Here is a 16,755-nt window from a genome sequence, read left to right as displayed (position 1 = left end):
AGCTCCCGGAACGACACCGTGGACACAGATAAAATTTCCGCGTCCTGATAATAAGCCCCCGATTCATTTGTGGGTCAATCTAAAAGCGGTACTGGCTCTAATTAACTTTAAAAAGTTATTAACTCACCCATGAAAATACTTTTAGCGATAACATGAAATCCCAAAAATTACTCAATACTCTAGACAAGGTGGCAACGCCGACTTTAGGCGAAGAAACGCTAATTCACCACTCGGTATATGTTAAAAAATTGCGTCTGCTACTGCCATCAGATGCCTTTGAACCAGATCCTAGCAAGTTAGCAATACTATTCATCAACGCTGCTATTTTATTGCTGGGATGGGGAATTGCTGCTAATCTCGATCGCTGGCCTGTCTATCTTTTAGGCCTTTACTTACCTTTAGCCGTCATCATGGGCAATAGTATCATAGTTTTGCTATTTAGCTCCCACGATTTGATGCACGGTAGTGTTCAGAAAAAGTCGCGCCTCACTTATCCGATCGCCTTTTTGGGACTAAGTATGCTGTTTATGCCGCCTACTCAGTGGAAAAATCTGCACAATCTCGTACATCACAATAACACGAACTCTGTGGCCGACCCCGATCGCAACTATCTGTACCAGCAACCAGATACTTGGGGAAAATGGATTCAAAATCTGTTTGTACCCTCGGTGGAAGTCAATCCGGTGTGGTTAATGGTAGGGATGGCCGGTTCGTGGTTAGTGCATAATTTCCGCAATCTCACCTCGGTACTGTTATTTAACGATAAATCTGTCGATTACGTACCGGCTGCCTTTACAGTTAGTCCTAAAGATAGATTGACAATCGCATTTGAATGTCTGGGAATTTTAGGAATTCATGCCAGCATTTTGTTATACCTAAATTTTCATCCGCTTAAAATCGCTCTTGCCTACATTTTGCCGATCGCAATTGGTCATGCAGGCGCAATGTTTTACATCTATACCAACCACATGGGTTGCCGGATGACCGCCATTAATGACCCGCTGATCAACAGTATGTCAGTGCGGGTTCCTAAAATATTTGACCTGCTGCACTTGAATTTTTCTTACCACACAGAGCATCATATTTTCCCCAGCATCAACTCAAACTATTATCCGATGGTGCAAGAGTTGTTGCAAATTCACTATCCCGGACGCCTGAATTTAATCGATGGTGGCAAAGCTTGGCGGTTGCTGATGCAAACACCCCGGCATTATCAAGATGAAGTCACCTTCACAGATTCTGCGGGTACAATGGCCGTGAATTGCTCGATTGTTGAAGACTATAAAAGCTGAGAATTCGCGCAACTCACATCTTGAACCATGCTGAAAAACAGGCTTTTGGGCCTGTTCCACAAAAAATGAATTTTATTGTGGGGTGGGCGTCTCGCCCGCCCCAAAAATAAACTCCTACATACTGATGCTATTTAGTACCAACGAAGGCTTGAGAGCCAAATAAGGGATGACTCGTTTTTGATTGTTAGCATCAATCTTCTGTTCAGCCATATTCAAATTTTGCTGGAACTGTCTGGCTAAAAATTCGATCGGGGTTCCCGCAAAAACTTCGTCGAAACTCATCCGGTAGAGTTCTCGGAAAGATTTATCGTAATAACCTAAACGGTCATATCGATAAGCTGACAAAATAAATAGAATTTTCAGTTGTTCAGCCGCTCGCTTGTACGGAGGAAGCAACCGTAAAATGTCCTTTTCCGTAATCACTTCGAGAGTCCCAGAAGCATTAATTTTGGGAATGTCCCGGTATGCTGCCAAAGGCATATTGGCAGAAAAACTCATGTATTCATACTGGGGAAAATTGACTGCTGAATGCTGCGGGCCGCAGGTAAAAATTATGGTTGTGACAATTTTAATTAATTGTTCAACTGTCTCTATTTTGCTGGGCATTCCTTTGACTTTACCGCCCTCATTCGAGGCTAATTCTTGAGCCCAAGTTTGCAGTTCCACATCTGGGACGAGTGCTTCATTTGTCGGGTAAAAGAATTTGAGATAGCCACATACAAAGGTTTCGATCGCATTCCACAGCAGTAATCCATCATCTCGGTAAGGATAGTGAGGCAGTTGATTTGGATCGTCCATGCCCCGATTTTGCAGTTCGGTTGGGAATGCAAATTGATCCAGACTCCAGTTACTGCAAGCCTCTCTAGCTATTTCCATTGTCTCTGGCAAGCTACCGCTTAGCAAGTCATCGACTGGCCCGCCCGGAGCGATCAAATAAGAACGCGCCAGCTCGTTGTTAGTCAACATAAACCGAAAGTGGGGTTTCAGCAGCAGGCTAAGGGGGTGATTTTTAGCCAACTGTCGGGCGGTGACGATCGCGATTGGTTCCATCACCAAATGAGTTCGACCTAAATGCGAACTCATTTCGTGGTGATTGGCATCTGCTACTTGCACGCAGAGTTTCGCAAACAGCCAATCCACAGGACGATCGAACGAGGTGTAAAGATGGCTATTTGGGGTCGGATCTAGTTGAATGGCGATGGGTACCAGTTCACCGCGATCGCGGATTCCCGTCCACCGCCAAGCGAAAAAAGCTCGCGGTTTTGGCAAGAATTTTCTGCCTTTTTCATAGCTGCCGCCTCCAATTTTTGAAGGCGCGCGATAGTGTTGGTCGCTACCCGTATAATCGGCAATGTAAATGTTTTTTTGTTGCAACTCTTGGCCCAGATCGAATAATGGGTGAAAGCTGGAAATTTGTGCCAGTGTTTGCGCCCGAGGATCGCCGGCATCTAACAAACGAAGCATCATCGGATTTGCTCCAGACAGGCGCTGTTCTGCAAAAGAGCGATCAGTTTGGTAGATTTTGGCAACAGCAGGTAGCGGCAGCAGAGTAAAGAAATCTTCATAGTCTTGGAGGTCGTCGAGAGGATCGAGAAAACTTCTCGAATCGGCCGCCAGCATATTTCCTGGAAGTTCCGATGTTGCCAGTATCCGCTCTCCAATATACTTGCTCGAAAAGTTCTCGACTGGTGGCACATCTTTCAATAATGCCAAAGGTGATAAACTCTCATGGTCAAACTGATAAGCTTGTTGCTGGCGATTCAAGGAATCACGGCGCTGTTCTTGGTTCGGATCGTCTTGAGGAAGAGAAGGTTTCATATTGTCTACCATTGTATAAATCAACTCTCTTTTTGTAGCAAAATCTCGGACATCATCACTACCGATCGAGGATGGAATTTAAAAAGTATTGTGCAGGCTCACGCTTGATATACATCTTATTCACCGAGGAATAATCTTATTCCGGATTTTTTTAAATTTAGAAAAATTTTTCAAAAGAAGGCAACACTTTTCGATCGCCCTAAATCTAGATTGAAAGGTTTCATTCTCCAGATAAGTAGCTCGCACTCAAGAACCCCGACTTCTTTGAGATGTCGGGGTTCGGGGTGTTCTGTTTTTTGAGCTGGGCCTACGGATTAGCGATTAGGCATGAGTCATTAAATATTGACCGTTGCCGTTATATTCGCCGTCGCAACTCGCGAAATTAGACACAAACCAAATCAAGTAAAACCGCCAAATTCGACGAAATTTGGCATAGTCGATGCCGTAGTCTAAATCTTTGACTATTGCCTGAGAATCGTCAAAGTTTTTCAGCCAGTTAGCAAAGGTTGTGGAGTAATTGTATCCGTTGAGATACCATCTTTGAATTGTTTTGAGGTCTTTATTGTGGCTAGGAACGGCATCGTATTTCCAGTAACGGCCGTGGGGAAAAATGTATTTGTGGGTGAAAACGCTGGATATATTGTTGGGGGTGCGAACTGTGATGATATGAATGAAAACTTTGCCGTTATCCTTCAGGAAAGAGGCGAGTTTTTGGAAAGCCTTTGTTAAATTACCTACATGACAAAAAACTCCGATGGAGAGAATTTTGTCAAATTTTGTCTCGAAGTTGGCGTCGTTCAAATCGCCTTCATATAGGGTAAAGCGACCGGAACTAAGGTAGCTTTCGCGGTCTTCCATCTTGTGCCGCATATACTCGCATTGGTGGTGGCTGAGGTTAATGCCAGTAAAGGTGACATTGGGGAATTTGGAAAGAATGTAATTGGGAACACAACCCCAACCGCAACCAAAGTCTAAAATATTGTCGCCATCTTGAATCTCGAGCTTCTCAATCACATCATCAATCATCTGCATTTGCGCTTGTTCAAGGTTGGCGGCTCCTTTTTCCCACAATCCCATGCTGTATTTAGGATAAATGAGTTTTCCATCGCCTAACATCGGATTCAGCATTGCTTGAGGTAAGTCGTACTGAATCTTCATTAAATCCCGCGGCCCTTCGGCTGTATGGTCTGTTTCTTTTAGTACCCATTCGTAGGGTGCAAGCAGGGACGGGAAATGCTTAAAAAAGACGGGCATACAGGTATCAAAAAGCGATCGCAATACTGAATCTGGGACTTCTAATCCGTTGATGTAAGACTCTGCTACTGCCATTTGTACCGTGTTAACTGCACTGACTGCGAGGCGGGTTGCTCCGTAGGCGATCGGACTTTTGCTATGTACATCTCCCACGATGGGAATGTGTTTTTCGATGCTTTGTAGGGCTGTTGATGAAGTCATGGCTATACTGGTTTTAAAGATGCTGCTATTCTATCTCACGAAAATTGGCTGGTTGTTAGAGAGCAAAAAAGCTGAAACAATTGCCAAGTAAGGTTTGCACAGCCCACCTCCCCAAAATCCTAAAAATATATGGCGGTTGAAGGGGATTTGATAACGGATTTATAGGGCTTTGGGCGATCTGAATTTTATTAAGAATTATGTCAGTCCATTTTAGATTTTAGATTTTAGATTTTAGATGAACTCCACAGCTTGAATTGGGGTATTTTCACGGTGCGATGAAAATTTTAGTGCTCAATTATACCATTTGAGATTTTAGAATTGAGAATGAATGATGAGCTAAGAGTTGGACTATTGCCTAGAGTTGCATTCTTTTTTTAAACTGGTGTCAGTTGGGCGGTTGAGCTGACGAAACGAGAAGCAAATGCCGATCGCGACTTATAGTTAAGGAATCAGGGGATACAGAAAAAATGCCGAGAAACCGGGTTTGCATACAGATTCGCTGCAATAACAACAGATGTCCGCGAGATTCCTCGCTAATTAGCTAGACGCGCCACATATGCCACAGATTCACTATCTGCCGGACGATCGCACGATCGAGGTAGACGACGACGATATAATTCTCGAAGCTTCCCTGCGTGCCGACATTCCCCACACCCACATCTGCGGCGGTAGTGCTCGATGTTCGACTTGCCGGGTATTGATTGTCGAAGGTTTGGAATTTTGCTCTCCGCGCACTTCGCCGGAAGAGGAACTTGCCAAAAAATTGCGTTTAGAACCGGAAATTAGGCTAGCTTGTCAGACACAGGTTGCAGGCGGCAAGGTAATTTTGCGCCGATTGGCGATCGATTCTGAAGACTTGGAATCATTTAACGACGAAATGGCGGGAAAGTCAATTTCGGCTCCTGTCGGGCAAGAGAAGAAAATTGCAATTTTGTTTGCCGATATTCGAGGGTTTACTACGTTTGCAGAGTCGCTGTTGCCCTACGATGTAATTTATGTTTTAAATCGCTATTTCCAAAAAATGGGTTATGTGATCAACCGCAATGGCGGGATGATTAATAATTACATGGGAGATGGTTTTATGGCGCTGTTTGGGTTGGAAAATCCCGACAAAGCGGCGGAACAAGCAGTGAGGGCTGGGGTGGAGATGCTGGAGGAACTAGAGAAACTCAATCCTTATTTTGAGACTTTATACCGTCACCGATTGCGGATTGGGATTGGCATTCACTGCGGCTGCGTGGTTGTGGGGAAGTTGGGCGCGTCGAAGAGTCAGACAGTTACGGCGATCGGGGATGCGGTGAATTTGGCCAGCCGGATCGAGGCTGCTAACAAGCAAGTGGGAACAAGTTTACTGATTTCCGAGGAGACTTATCAGGAAGTGAAGGAATTGGCGATCGTCGATCGGTGCGTATCCGTGCCAATTCCGGGGAAAAGTGGCGAATATCCGCTGTATGAAGTAGTCGGGATGCCCCCGCTGTCCGTGGAAACCGAAGAAGTTTCTGAGGTAAGGGAAGGTTCTATTTGGCAAAGTTTTGTCAATAAGTTACTGGCTTTGTATGCTGCGGTGTACAATTGGATTAGGAAAATTGGGATTCAAATTAGAAAACTCTAGCTCAACTTTTTTGAGTTTTGTTATTCCATCGATAACATGAATATTCCTCAGTCAATAGTTCGCATTTTTCTAATGCTCCCCAACGGTCAGATTGGGGCACAACTGCGAGATAATATTCCAGGTATTGCCAGTCAAGGAATGCTTTCTACTTTTGGTGGTGGCGTGGACAGTGGAGAAAGTCCACAGCAGGCAGCCCTGCGAGAAATGGAGGAAGAAACTTGCCTCACAACCAATGATTACAAAATGGAGTTTATCACAACTTTTACTCACCAAAAAACCCAAAAAGAGAGAAAAATTTTACAAAAAAACCACCTTTTTTTGGCTAGAGTTAGCGATTGTGATAAAATAGAAATTAAAGAAGGTGTGGGTTTGGTAGTTTTGAGAAAAGATGTAGATTTTGAAAAAGTCAACGCCGGGGAAGGTACTCAAATGGCTTGGACATTGTTGCAGGAATATTTAAAATCAAAAACCACACACGACCTTTTCCCCGCGAGGGTACAGAAACTTTAATACAGAACTTCTTGACTATGTTGTCAAATACGAATTCAGATTACCAATCATTACTACAACGGGCGATCGCGCTCGCAGCCAAAGCTCATGAGGGGCAGGTTGATAAAGCAGGCAATCCCTATCTCGATCATCCGCTATTTGTAATGGAAAATGTAAACTCTATAGAGGAGAAAATCGTAGCGGTTCTACACGATGCGGTCGAAGATTCTGAACTTACACTTGAGCAACTTAGAAGCGAAGGTTTTCCTGAAGTTCTAGTCTCGGCGATCGCGGCGATTACCAAAATAGAAGGAGAAGCTTATGCAGCTTATTTAGAACGTGTGATTGCCAACCCGATCGCACTGCGAGTCAAAATCGCTGATGTTACTCATAACCTCGATATTCGTCGCATCGCCAATCCCACAGAGGCTGATTTTCAACGCATTGCAAAATACAAAAAAGTCCTCAGTCAGTTGTGTGCCGCCTTAAAGTAATTATTAACCGCAAATATCCGCGTTAATCCGCGTGCATCTGCGGTTAAAAAAATCCCGAAATCCTAAGCCATTACCATCCCCCCATCCACATTAAAAACCTGCCCCGTTATATAAGCCGCCGCCGCATCCGCCGCCAAAAACTTCACCATCCCCGCAACTTCCTCAACTTCCCCGTATCTCCCCAGCGGAATATACTTCAAAATCTCATCAGACTTGACATCCTTAGTCATATCTGTAGTGATAAAACCCGGTGCAACTGCATTCACAGTAATCCCGCGACTCGCCAACTCCTTCGCCACAGTTTTAGTAAACCCAATTACCCCAGCCTTTGCCGCACTGTAATTAGCTTGTCCGGGATTGCCCATTTGCCCAGCAACCGAAGCAATATTAATAATTCGGCCGCTTCGCTGTTTCAGCATGATTTTACTGGCGGCTTTCGCACACAAAAACACGCCGGTTAGATTCAAATCAATTACCGCTTGCCAATCTTCCAACTTCATCCGCAGCAGCAAAGTATCCCGAGTAATGCCTGCATTGTTCACCAAAATGTCAATCCGTCCCCATTTTTCCATGACATTACTGGTGAGTAAATCTACTTGGTCAGTTTTCGAGACATCTGCTGCAAGTGCGACAGCTTCTCCTCCAGCACCGACTATTTCTGCTACCACCTCATCAGCTGCAGCACTCGAACTCGCATAGTTGACGGCGACTTTAGCGCCTTCTGCTGCTAGTGTTAAAGCAACGGCGCGGCCGATTCCCCGCGACGCACCGGTCACGACAGCAACTTGACCCCGCAATCTCTGAAAAGTCTCTGGTAATAGTTCCATAATTGTATCCTCGCAATCTACCAGAGAATTTTGCACTAAAATCGAGCCAGAACCCAAAAAATTATTTTGTCTTATGGCAGTTCAAAAACAGTTCAGCAGTTTTGAAGAGTTACTATCGGGCTCTGACTTGCCGGTGTTGGTAGATTTTTACGCTACTTGGTGCGGGCCTTGTCAGATGATGGCACCGATTTTGGAGCAAGTGAGTGGTCAGATGAAAGACAAGCTGATGGTTGTCAAAATTGACACCGATAAGTACGAACAGTTGGCGTCGCAACATCACATTTATGCTTTGCCGACTTTGGTGTTGTTCAAAAATGGCGCTGAGGTCGATCGCATTGAGGGAGTGATGCAAGCGGCGCAGTTGATCGATCGAGTGCAACCTTACTTGTAACCGGAGCCAATTATCTCACACGTAGGGTGCGTCAGTTAATATCTGATTAATTATGAATCAGATAATCCTAGTTGACGCACCCTACTTATGAAGACTCCCAGCCACGCTATTATCAATCTGGCAATTCTTGGTAAACCGCAACTGCCCCAAGCTAATCTAATTATTGTGATCGGCGGTATTTTACCCGACATCCCAATATTTTTATTTTACTTTTGGGCGAAATACATTGCTCGCTTGCCCGCAGCTACAATTTGGTCAAAAGCATATTATGAGCCTTTTGTGCAAAATATTGTGGCTCTGTTTCATTCAATTCCCCTTGCGGTTATTGGTTTGCTAATTGCTTATTACTTTGGCTGGCAAAGTGTGCAAATTCTGTTTATTAGCATGATACTACACTCTCTGGGAGATTTGCCTGTCCACAATGACGACGCTCACCGACACTTTTTTCCGTTCAGCAATTACCGTTTTATCAGTCCCTTTTCTTATTGGGATCGGAAGCACTACGGGTCAATTGTTTCTGTGGTTGAAATGTTGTTAGTGCTGCTGTCAACTTACCGCGTTTTTGGTTTTGTTAATTCTTCTGCTGGAAAAACGTTGTTGATTTTGGTGAATGGTTTTTACTGGGCTGGCGCGGTTTATTTTCAGGTTAGAGACTTATTTAAATTCACTTCCCAAAGATGAAACATGAACTCAAAATTACCAATTAGCAATTAGGAATTAGCAATTACCATATTGTTAACTACGCCGAATATTAAAACAACACCAATCTTGGCGCTTCCACAGAGTAGCCACAATCCAGCCGTGCTGTTCCAGAGTGTCGGCAATTGGCTTAGCTTGTTCGAGCAAAATGCCGCTGAGCACGCCCCAAGTAGTGGGTTTGCTAATTGCAGTGAACTGCGGGATTAAATCAATGATTACTTCTGCTAAAATGTTGCATATCAAACCGTCGATCGGCTCATCTACCATTTCTTTCAGGCGATCGATACTTCCGAGCTCTGCAACCAACTGCTGAGAATTAACGCGGTTGAGTAGTCTGTTGCTAACGGTCGATCGCACTGCCAAAGGATCGGTATCCAAAGCATAAACTTTTGTAGCGCCCAACAACACCGCGCCGATCGACAAAATACCCGATCCGCAGCCGATATCAGCAACGATGCACTCTTTGTCATCAAAACCGAGACGCATTTCCAGCGACTCCAGACACAGTTGAGTAGTGGCGTGAGCACCTGTACCGAAAGCCACACCCGGATCTAAACGCAAAATGATGCGATCGGTATCAGTCGGTAAGGGCAGCCAAGCCGGATTAATTAAAAAGCGATCGCCCACTTCTTGAGGCTGCCAGTGCTCCTTCCAAGTGCTGCCCCAGTCTTCGTCTTCAATTAAATCCCACTGCATCGCAGGTAGGGGCAAACCTGCACACAGAGCATCTTGGCGCAGCCACAGAGACAGAGCGGCCAAATCCAGCAATCCTGCCTGTTCTTCGGGCAAATAAGCCGACATCAGGCAGGAATTGCTTTTGAGCTCAGTAGCAGTTCCCCGACAGTTAAACCGTTCCAGACGCCAAAAGATGATATCTTCCAGCGCCGGATCGCAAAGAATTCTAATTTCCCACCAGCTATGTGCCATAACGATTTTAGATTTTAGATTTTAGATTTTAGATTGGCCCAGGGGAACTGGAGACTGGGAAGTGGGGAGTGAGGAAGGAGGATTGGCTAATAGAAAAATTCCCGCTTTCTTGCCAATGACCAATGACCAATTACCCATTACCAATTATCAGCCCTTGCATCCAAAATCTAAACTCCAAAATCCGTCAAAGATTTACCGTGTAAGCATCCCGAATTCCCGGAACTTTTAGGATCTCAGCCAGTATCCCCTCTGGTAGAGGGTCATCGAGGCTCAAAACCATCACCGCATCGCCTCGCACGATTTTACGGCCTACCTGCATACTGGCAATATTGACATTAAAACTGCCCAATTGGGAACCAATTTTGCCAATAATCCCCGGCATATCGCGGTGCAGGGTAAACAGCATGTGGTGAGTGGGGGAAACGTTGACCGGGAAATCGTCAACGCTGGTAATCCGAATTTCGCTTTCCCCGAGCACTGCACCTGTGACGGTGTGTTCGCCGAGGGTTCCCTTGGCCGAGAGGTGCAGGGAGCCGGTGTAGTCGCGAATTGAGGCGTCTCTGGTTTCGACGACGCGAATTCCGCGTTCTTTGGCTTCGATGCTGGCGTTGACGTAGTTAACGCGCTCTCGCAGGGCTTGGGAGAGCAGGCCTTTGAGGGCGGCGACGACTACGGGCTGGCTTTGGTTGCTGGCCAATTCGCCTTGCAGTTGAACGTTGAGGTAATCGACTCGGCCTCCGGCTAGCTGGCTGACGAGGTTGCCGAGGGTTTCGGCGAGTTGCAGGTAGGGTTTGAGTTTTTCGATCGAGTCTGGGTAAATTCCTGGTATGTTGACAGCCGATCGCGCGGGCAATCCCAACAGTACATCGCGAATTTGTTCGGCAACGTCGATCGCCACATTCACCTGAGCTTCCGCTGTGGATGCTCCCAAGTGGGGCGTCAGCACAATGTTTTGGCCGACACTCCGCAGCGGGGAATCAGCTTCCAGCGGCTCGTGTTCGTAAACGTCCAAAGCTGCGCCGGCGATCTTGCCTTCTTTGATGGCTTCTGCGAGGGCTGCTTCGTCGATGATTCCGCCTCTGGCGCAGTTTATGATGCGGGCCGTGGGCTTCATTTTCGAGAGCACTTCAGCGTTAATTAAGTGCAGGGTTTCCGGCGTTTTGGGGATGTGCAGGGTGATGTAGTCGGATTCGCGCATCAGCAGTTCGAGTTCTACCAAGCGGCAGCCCAACTGGTCGGCTCTTTCGGTCGAAATGAAGGGGTCGTAGGCCAGCAGTTTCATGCCCATTGCTTTGGCGGCGGCGGCGAGGTGGGAGCCGATTTTGCCCAAACCGACGATGCCGAGAGTTTTTTTGTAAACTTCTACACCGATAAAGCGGTTGCGTTCCCATTTACCACCTTTGACGGATTCGTTAGCTTCCGGGATGTGGCGGGACATCGAGAGCATCATGGCGAGGGCGTGTTCGGCGGCGGCGATCGTATTGCCTTCGGGGGAATTGACGACTACAATTCCTTTGCGGGTAGCGGCGGGTACATCGACATTATCTACGCCGACGCCGGCTCTGCCGATGATTTTAAGTGAATTCCCGGCTTCTATGATTTCTTTGGTAACTTGGGTGCCAGAACGAATCATTAAAGCGTCGTAATCTGGAATAATTCGTACCAGTTCTTCGGCTGAGAGTCCTGTGTTTACGTCAACTTGCGCGACTTGGGAGAGGATGTCAATTCCGGCTTGGTCGATCGGATCGGATACTAGAACTTTAGGCATAGCAAGCAATTGAGTGCAATAGTAAAAATAGACCGAGCGTTGGCGAGCTCAAAGTTGAGACTTAGACTTAGAGCAGTATCTAACAGCTCAGCTCAAGCTTGCCTTTGTGCAGTTTGAATTGTATCTGTATTCGGTCAAGGTCGGCCGTTTTTTGCATGAAATATTTTAGCTTTGCGGGCGATCGGACTCTCTGAGTGTCTGAAAATCCCCCAAGTGCTTAGCTAGTATGTCTTTTCGGTCTATAATAGACTTTGGGTATTCAAGCCTAACTATCAGGAATTGTTTTCTAATGAATTATCTTATCGCCGTACTGTCCGATCGAATTCAAGCCGAAGCTGCCTACTGTGCTCTCGAAAAAGAAGGCTTGCCTATGAAGCAAGTGAGTATTTTGGGCCGCGGCTACAAAACTGCTGATGAATTTGGCTTGATCGACCCGAACCAGCAAGCGAAGAAACAAGCTAAACTCATGGCTATTTGGCTGATTCCCTTTGGCTTTATTGCTGGCGTTACTTTCAGTCTGATGACTGAGTTGAAGACTTTTGCCTGGGCGGGCGAAATTGGCGATCACGCGATCGGCGGAGTGCTAGGTGCGATCGCCGCTGCAATGGGCAGCGTTTTTGTTGGAGGCGCGGGCGGTATGGCTTTTGGTAGCGGCGATGCTTTGCCCTACCGCAACCGTTTGAATGCGGGTAAATTTTTGATTGCGGTTAAGGGTACTGATGATTTGACTGGGAAAGCTGCGAAGATTTTGCAGCAGTTTAAACCCGAAAATATCCAAGGTTATACAGAGACTTAGTTATTTGTTTGTTAACAGTTGACGGTTAACTGTTAACTGTTGACATTCAACTCGTGTAATATTTGGAGGCAGTTATGGAATTACAAACTATCCCCCTACATTCTCCCCTAGAATTAACGCTCGAATTAACTGATGAGCAGTTTTTTCAGTTGTGTATAGACAACCGGGATTTAAGATTTGAGCGCACTGCTAGTGGAGGATTGATTATTATGCCACCTACAGGTAGCGAGACGGGTAATTTCAACATTGACTTATCGTATCAACTTCAATCTTGGAGCAGACAAAATAAGCATTTGGGAATTGCTTTTGACTCTTCAACTGGATTTAAACTGCCCGACGGTACTGATATTTCTCCCGACGCTGCTTGGATTCGGCGCGACCGGTGGGATGCTTTAACTGCGGAAGAAAAAAAGAAATTTGCGCCGATTTGTCCCGATTTTGTGGTGGAATTGCGCTCGACCACCGACTCCCTAGAAAAATTGCGGGCTAAAATGAAAGTGTATGTGAAAAATGGAGCGAGGTTGGGATGGTTGCTCGATCGCAAAAATAGAAAAGTAGAAATCTCCCGTCAAGGTAGAGAAGTAGAAATTTTAGATGAACCTGCAACTCTGTCCGGTGAAGATGTACTACCCGGTTTTGTGTTGGATTTAACAGATCTTTTCTAAATTTGTAAGAAGACTCGGCGTTTGAAACCGCATCTATAAAGTCAAAACCCGCAGAGGCGGGTTAAAGAGTAAAGAGTACAACTGGGGTAAAATTACTTTATTCTCTTTAGTCGGCATCCAGCAGACATGGTTTATATAAACCTGCTTTCAACCGCCTTCTTATCTTTTCCCACTCATTCATGATATGATAGGCTGCCAAAGGTTGCATTTGGTATGACCTATGAAAATCCTCCACGGCACTTGGATTCCTCAAATAGAAGAGAGTTTTGTTCAAGGTGGAACTTTTTGTCTTTGGGTTGAAACCACTCAAAAGAAAAAACAGCCTGCTAAGGTTCATCCCCGACAATTGGGGACGGCACAGTTAAGAGAGTTTCTAACGAAAGAAGCCGGGATTCAACTGTCACCAGTCAGCAATACAAGTGCGATGGGGCGAGAATACGCGATCGTCCCTCGGTATTTTTTACTGCCCACTGCCGACAACCAGCCGTTGCCCTCTTTAGAACTAGCGCGATATTTAGAGACAGAGTTACCCGAAACATTTGAGTTGGAGTATTGGCAAGTTGATTGTGTGTGCATCGCCACCCACACTTTGACTAAAGTATTGAACGATCTGCATTTTTTTGCCCTCTACGATGTAGCAGAAGTTCAGTTTGGTTCAGACTTGCTATTTTGGTATCACTACACCCAAAGTTTTAAGCAAATTGTTCTGAAAGATCATTATATTCCGGCGTTGCGCTATCGAGAAACTGCTCCGATCGCGATCGCACCCATCGAAACATCCGAACCCGCTGAGAAAGCCGCGCGCGGGCGTAAGAAAGCGGGCGAGACAAAAACCAAAACAACTGCAAAAACTCCAAAAACACCTGCCAAAATTGAACCCAGCTTTGAGATTTATCCGGGATGGGAAATTGTTTCAACACAGTACGAAACTGATTTACAACGCTATGTTGAATGGATGCCTTTAGTTTGTGTGTCCGGTTTTCGGAAGATCCAGCTACAAGATACACCAAAGTTCTACGATCGCGAACGGTTGCTGCGGCATTTTTCCGAGTGTGCGATCGCGGAAATTGTCACTCAAACCCCTATCCCAGCATCGTTTGAAAATAAGATTGCGGATTCTTTACTCCAAATCTGCCTCAACCAAACACGAAAAATCGCGCGAGTAAGCCTTGAACAATACCGGCAATGGCAAACCTGGCGCGATCGCATTACGCGCAATCAATCTGCTGACTCATTCTCCCTCTGCTTTCAACTACAATCCCCCGAAAACCCCGAACAGCCTTGGGTTTTAGAGTTTCAGGTGGCTGCGAAAAAAGACCCATCTCTGCGGATGCCGTTGCAGGATTATTGGCGATCGCGATCGACTCAACAAAAGCAGTTGCAAACACAATTCGGAGACAACTTTGAGCAACATTTGCTGACAAATCTCGGCTACGCTGCCCGCATTTATCCCCAACTTTGGCAAGGGCTAGAAACCGACAAACCCGTTAACATTACCCTCAGCTTAGATGATGCTTTCACCTTTCTCAGCGAGTCGGCTTGGGTATTAGAAGATGCCGGATACAAAGTGATTGTCCCCGCTTGGTGGACGCCGAAGGGACGACAGCGGGCGAAGATTCGCCTGCAAGTCAAAGGGAAGGGCAGCAAGAGCGCTGCAATCAAGGGCAAAGGATTGTTTTCGGCGGATTCCTTGGTGGAATATCAATATGAATTGGCGATCGGGGGTGAACGGGTTAGCGAACAAGAATGGCAGGCGTTAGTAAATAGCAAAACACCGCTGGTGCAGTTCCGAGGACAATGGATGGAACTGGACAAAGACAAGATGCAGGAGATGTTGGAGTTTTGGAAAAAACATCGCCAAGAAAACCCCGATTTAAGCCTGATTGACTTTATGAAGTTGACGGCAGAAGGAGAAGCGAGCGAACAGTTGGAGGTTGAGCGCGATCGGGCTTTATCGGATATGTTGGAGAAGCTGAACGATAAGAGTCGGTTAGAGTTAATTGCAGATCCAGCAAAGTTTCAGGGCAAGTTACGGGATTACCAAAAGCGCGGCGTTTCTTGGTTGAGTTATTTGGAAAGTTTGGGATTAAATGGCTGTCTTGCTGATGATATGGGTTTGGGTAAGTCGGCGCAGGTAATTGCTCGATTATTGCAAGAGCGGGAAGTTTTATCTACTACAAAAGAGACAGAAAAAAAGACAGAAAAAGCGATCGCACCTTCGGTTCTACCCACGCTGCTAATTGCGCCCACTTCCGTAGTTGGCAACTGGCAAAAGGAAATGGAAAAGTTTGCTCCAGAATTGCGATCGCTCATACACCACGGTCCTGGGCGCTTGCAAGATGCCAAGGAATTCAAAGCCGCCGTTCAAGATTGCGATATGTTGATTACTTCCTTTACCTTGGTGCGAAAAGATGAGAAGCTGTTGAGCAGCGTAGCGTGGCATCGCGTGGTAATTGATGAAGCCCAGAATATTAAAAATCCGAAAGCGGCGCAAACCAAGGCGATTTTAAAGTTACCCGCTACCCATCGACTGGCATTGACTGGAACACCCGTGGAAAATAGATTGCTGGATTTATGGTCAATTTTTAATTTCCTCAATCCGGGCTATCTGGGCAAAGAGGCACAGTTTCGGAAGTTATTTGAAATCCCGATTCAAAAAAATGGGAGTCGCACGCAATCGGCAGCGCTCAAAAAATTAGTGGAACCCTTTATTCTCCGGCGCCTGAAAACCGATAAGTCGATTATTCAGGATCTCCCCGACAAAGTTGAGCAAAAACTCTACTGCAATCTCACCCGCGAGCAAGCTTCGCTTTATGAAGCGATTGTGAAAGAGGTAGAACAAGAAATTGATGCGGCGGAAGGGATGAAGCGCAAGGGGATGATTTTGGCGACACTGCTGAAGCTGAAGCAAATTTGTAACCATCCGCGCCAGTTTTTGCAGGATGAAAGTGAGTTTACACCAGAGCGATCGCACAAACTGGAACGGCTGATCGAGATGATTGAGGAAGTCAAAGCAGAAGGCGAAAGTTTATTGGTATTTACGCAGTTTACAGAACTGGGAAGCGCCTTGGAAAAATATATTAAACAAACGCTACATTACAACACTTACTACATCCACGGGGGAACCAGTCGCGAAAAACGGGAACGGATGATTTCCGAGTTTCAAGATCCAGAGTCTGAACCTTCGGTATTTATTCTGTCACTGAAGGCGGGCGGCGTGGGAATTACGCTGACAAAAGCCAATCACGTGTTCCATTTCGATCGCTGGTGGAATCCGGCAGTGGAAGATCAGGCGACGGATCGGGCGTTTCGGATCGGACAGCAAAAAAATGTGTTTGTGCATAAGTTTGTGGCAATTGGCACTTTGGAAGAAAAGATTGACCAAATGATTGAGGACAAAAAGAAATTGGCCGGGTCAATTATTGGTGCGGATGAGTCGTGGTTGACTGAGTTGGATAATGAGGCATTTAAGAAATTAATTAGGCTCAATAAAAATGCGGTTTTAGATTAGGAGAAACCAAA

At 45.9% G+C, this 16,755-nt stretch carries 14 protein-coding genes; 9 read left to right on the top strand and 5 right to left on the bottom strand.

The window, feature by feature from the left end:
* Nucleotides 1-152: 152 nt before the first annotated feature.
* On the top strand, nt 153-1,292 hold the full coding sequence (locus QUA77_RS15320; RefSeq protein WP_333450973.1) for a fatty acid desaturase: 1,140 nt from the start codon (nt 153-155) through the stop codon (nt 1,290-1,292).
* A 114-nt stretch (nt 1,293-1,406) separates the two neighbouring features.
* Here QUA77_RS15320 and QUA77_RS15315 read toward each other — a convergent pair whose 3' ends face one another.
* Together QUA77_RS15315 and QUA77_RS15310 are read right to left on the bottom strand one after the other, a co-directional pair.
* Nucleotides 1,407-3,110 carry a lipoxygenase family protein gene (locus QUA77_RS15315; protein ID WP_333450971.1) on the bottom strand — a complete coding sequence of 568 codons (1,704 nt, stop codon included), beginning with the start codon at nt 3,108-3,110 and terminating at the stop codon, nt 1,407-1,409.
* A gap of 321 nt (nt 3,111-3,431) precedes the next feature.
* Nucleotides 3,432-4,565 carry a class I SAM-dependent methyltransferase gene (locus tag QUA77_RS15310; RefSeq protein ID WP_333450969.1) on the bottom strand — a complete coding sequence of 378 codons (1,134 nt, stop codon included), beginning with the start codon at nt 4,563-4,565 and terminating at the stop codon, nt 3,432-3,434.
* A gap of 556 nt (nt 4,566-5,121) precedes the next feature.
* Between QUA77_RS15310 and QUA77_RS15305 the strand changes: the two genes are divergently transcribed.
* From QUA77_RS15305 to QUA77_RS15295, 3 genes are read left to right on the top strand one after another with little or no spacing between them, the layout of a single operon-like run.
* Nucleotides 5,122-6,177: an adenylate/guanylate cyclase domain-containing protein gene (locus QUA77_RS15305; protein ID WP_333450967.1), complete on the top strand. Its 1,056-nt coding sequence runs from the start codon at nt 5,122-5,124 to the stop codon at nt 6,175-6,177.
* Between the two features lie 36 nt (nt 6,178-6,213).
* Nucleotides 6,214-6,687, top strand: coding sequence for an NUDIX domain-containing protein (locus tag QUA77_RS15300; RefSeq protein ID WP_333040310.1), 474 nt, complete (start codon nt 6,214-6,216; stop codon nt 6,685-6,687).
* A gap of 17 nt (nt 6,688-6,704) precedes the next feature.
* Nucleotides 6,705-7,160 carry an HD domain-containing protein gene (locus QUA77_RS15295; RefSeq protein WP_333450965.1) on the top strand — a complete coding sequence of 152 codons (456 nt, stop codon included), beginning with the start codon at nt 6,705-6,707 and terminating at the stop codon, nt 7,158-7,160.
* A 62-nt stretch (nt 7,161-7,222) separates the two neighbouring features.
* Here QUA77_RS15295 and fabG read toward each other — a convergent pair whose 3' ends face one another.
* Nucleotides 7,223-7,987, bottom strand: a complete 765-nt coding sequence (gene fabG, locus QUA77_RS15290; protein WP_333450963.1) for a 3-oxoacyl-[acyl-carrier-protein] reductase — start codon at nt 7,985-7,987, stop codon at nt 7,223-7,225.
* Between the two features lie 73 nt (nt 7,988-8,060).
* On the opposite strand from fabG, the gene trxA reads away from it, so the two are divergent.
* Complete coding sequence (gene trxA, locus QUA77_RS15285; RefSeq protein WP_015178505.1) at nt 8,061-8,378, top strand: thioredoxin; 318 nt, start codon at nt 8,061-8,063, stop codon at nt 8,376-8,378.
* Nucleotides 8,379-8,465: 87 nt separating this feature from the next.
* Nucleotides 8,466-9,059, top strand: a complete 594-nt coding sequence (locus QUA77_RS15280; RefSeq protein ID WP_333450961.1) for a hypothetical protein — start codon at nt 8,466-8,468, stop codon at nt 9,057-9,059.
* Between the two features lie 54 nt (nt 9,060-9,113).
* On the opposite strand, the gene prmA is transcribed toward QUA77_RS15280, so the two are convergent.
* Together prmA and serA are read right to left on the bottom strand one after the other, a co-directional pair.
* A complete protein-coding gene (prmA, locus tag QUA77_RS15275) occupies nt 9,114-10,004 on the bottom strand; it encodes a 50S ribosomal protein L11 methyltransferase (protein ID WP_333450960.1) in 891 nt (296 codons plus the stop codon).
* A gap of 184 nt (nt 10,005-10,188) precedes the next feature.
* On the bottom strand, nt 10,189-11,772 hold the full coding sequence (gene serA / locus QUA77_RS15270; RefSeq protein ID WP_333450958.1) for a phosphoglycerate dehydrogenase: 1,584 nt from the start codon (nt 11,770-11,772) through the stop codon (nt 10,189-10,191).
* A gap of 289 nt (nt 11,773-12,061) precedes the next feature.
* Here serA and QUA77_RS15265 point away from each other — a divergent pair, with 289 nt between their 5' ends.
* From QUA77_RS15265 to QUA77_RS15255, 3 genes are all read left to right on the top strand, one after another.
* A complete protein-coding gene (locus tag QUA77_RS15265) occupies nt 12,062-12,568 on the top strand; it encodes a hypothetical protein (protein ID WP_333040303.1) in 507 nt (168 codons plus the stop codon).
* A 74-nt stretch (nt 12,569-12,642) separates the two neighbouring features.
* Complete coding sequence (locus tag QUA77_RS15260) at nt 12,643-13,233, top strand: Uma2 family endonuclease (protein ID WP_333450955.1); 591 nt, start codon at nt 12,643-12,645, stop codon at nt 13,231-13,233.
* A gap of 220 nt (nt 13,234-13,453) precedes the next feature.
* Nucleotides 13,454-16,744: a DEAD/DEAH box helicase gene (locus QUA77_RS15255; RefSeq protein WP_333450953.1), complete on the top strand. Its 3,291-nt coding sequence runs from the start codon at nt 13,454-13,456 to the stop codon at nt 16,742-16,744.
* Nucleotides 16,745-16,755: the final 11 nt, after the last annotated feature.

The organism is Microcoleus sp. K5-D4 (assembly GCF_036704575.1).
Lineage (GTDB): Bacteria > Cyanobacteriota > Cyanobacteriia > Cyanobacteriales > Microcoleaceae > Microcoleus.
This window is presented reverse-complemented; position numbering and strand designations above follow the sequence as displayed.

Coding starts and splice junctions, on each gene's coding strand:
- QUA77_RS15320 (WP_333450973.1), top strand. CDS start 153: ATGAAATCCCAAAAATTACTCAATACTCTAGACAAGGTGGCAACGCCG.
- QUA77_RS15315 (WP_333450971.1), bottom strand. CDS start 3,110: ATGAAACCTTCTCTTCCTCAAGACGATCCGAACCAAGAACAGCGCCGT.
- QUA77_RS15310 (WP_333450969.1), bottom strand. CDS start 4,565: ATGACTTCATCAACAGCCCTACAAAGCATCGAAAAACACATTCCCATC.
- QUA77_RS15305 (WP_333450967.1), top strand. CDS start 5,122: ATGCCACAGATTCACTATCTGCCGGACGATCGCACGATCGAGGTAGAC.
- QUA77_RS15300 (WP_333040310.1), top strand. CDS start 6,214: ATGAATATTCCTCAGTCAATAGTTCGCATTTTTCTAATGCTCCCCAAC.
- QUA77_RS15295 (WP_333450965.1), top strand. CDS start 6,705: ATGTTGTCAAATACGAATTCAGATTACCAATCATTACTACAACGGGCG.
- fabG (WP_333450963.1), bottom strand. CDS start 7,987: ATGGAACTATTACCAGAGACTTTTCAGAGATTGCGGGGTCAAGTTGCT.
- trxA (WP_015178505.1), top strand. CDS start 8,061: ATGGCAGTTCAAAAACAGTTCAGCAGTTTTGAAGAGTTACTATCGGGC.
- QUA77_RS15280 (WP_333450961.1), top strand. CDS start 8,466: ATGAAGACTCCCAGCCACGCTATTATCAATCTGGCAATTCTTGGTAAA.
- prmA (WP_333450960.1), bottom strand. CDS start 10,004: ATGGCACATAGCTGGTGGGAAATTAGAATTCTTTGCGATCCGGCGCTG.
- serA (WP_333450958.1), bottom strand. CDS start 11,772: ATGCCTAAAGTTCTAGTATCCGATCCGATCGACCAAGCCGGAATTGAC.
- QUA77_RS15265 (WP_333040303.1), top strand. CDS start 12,062: ATGAATTATCTTATCGCCGTACTGTCCGATCGAATTCAAGCCGAAGCT.
- QUA77_RS15260 (WP_333450955.1), top strand. CDS start 12,643: ATGGAATTACAAACTATCCCCCTACATTCTCCCCTAGAATTAACGCTC.
- QUA77_RS15255 (WP_333450953.1), top strand. CDS start 13,454: ATGAAAATCCTCCACGGCACTTGGATTCCTCAAATAGAAGAGAGTTTT.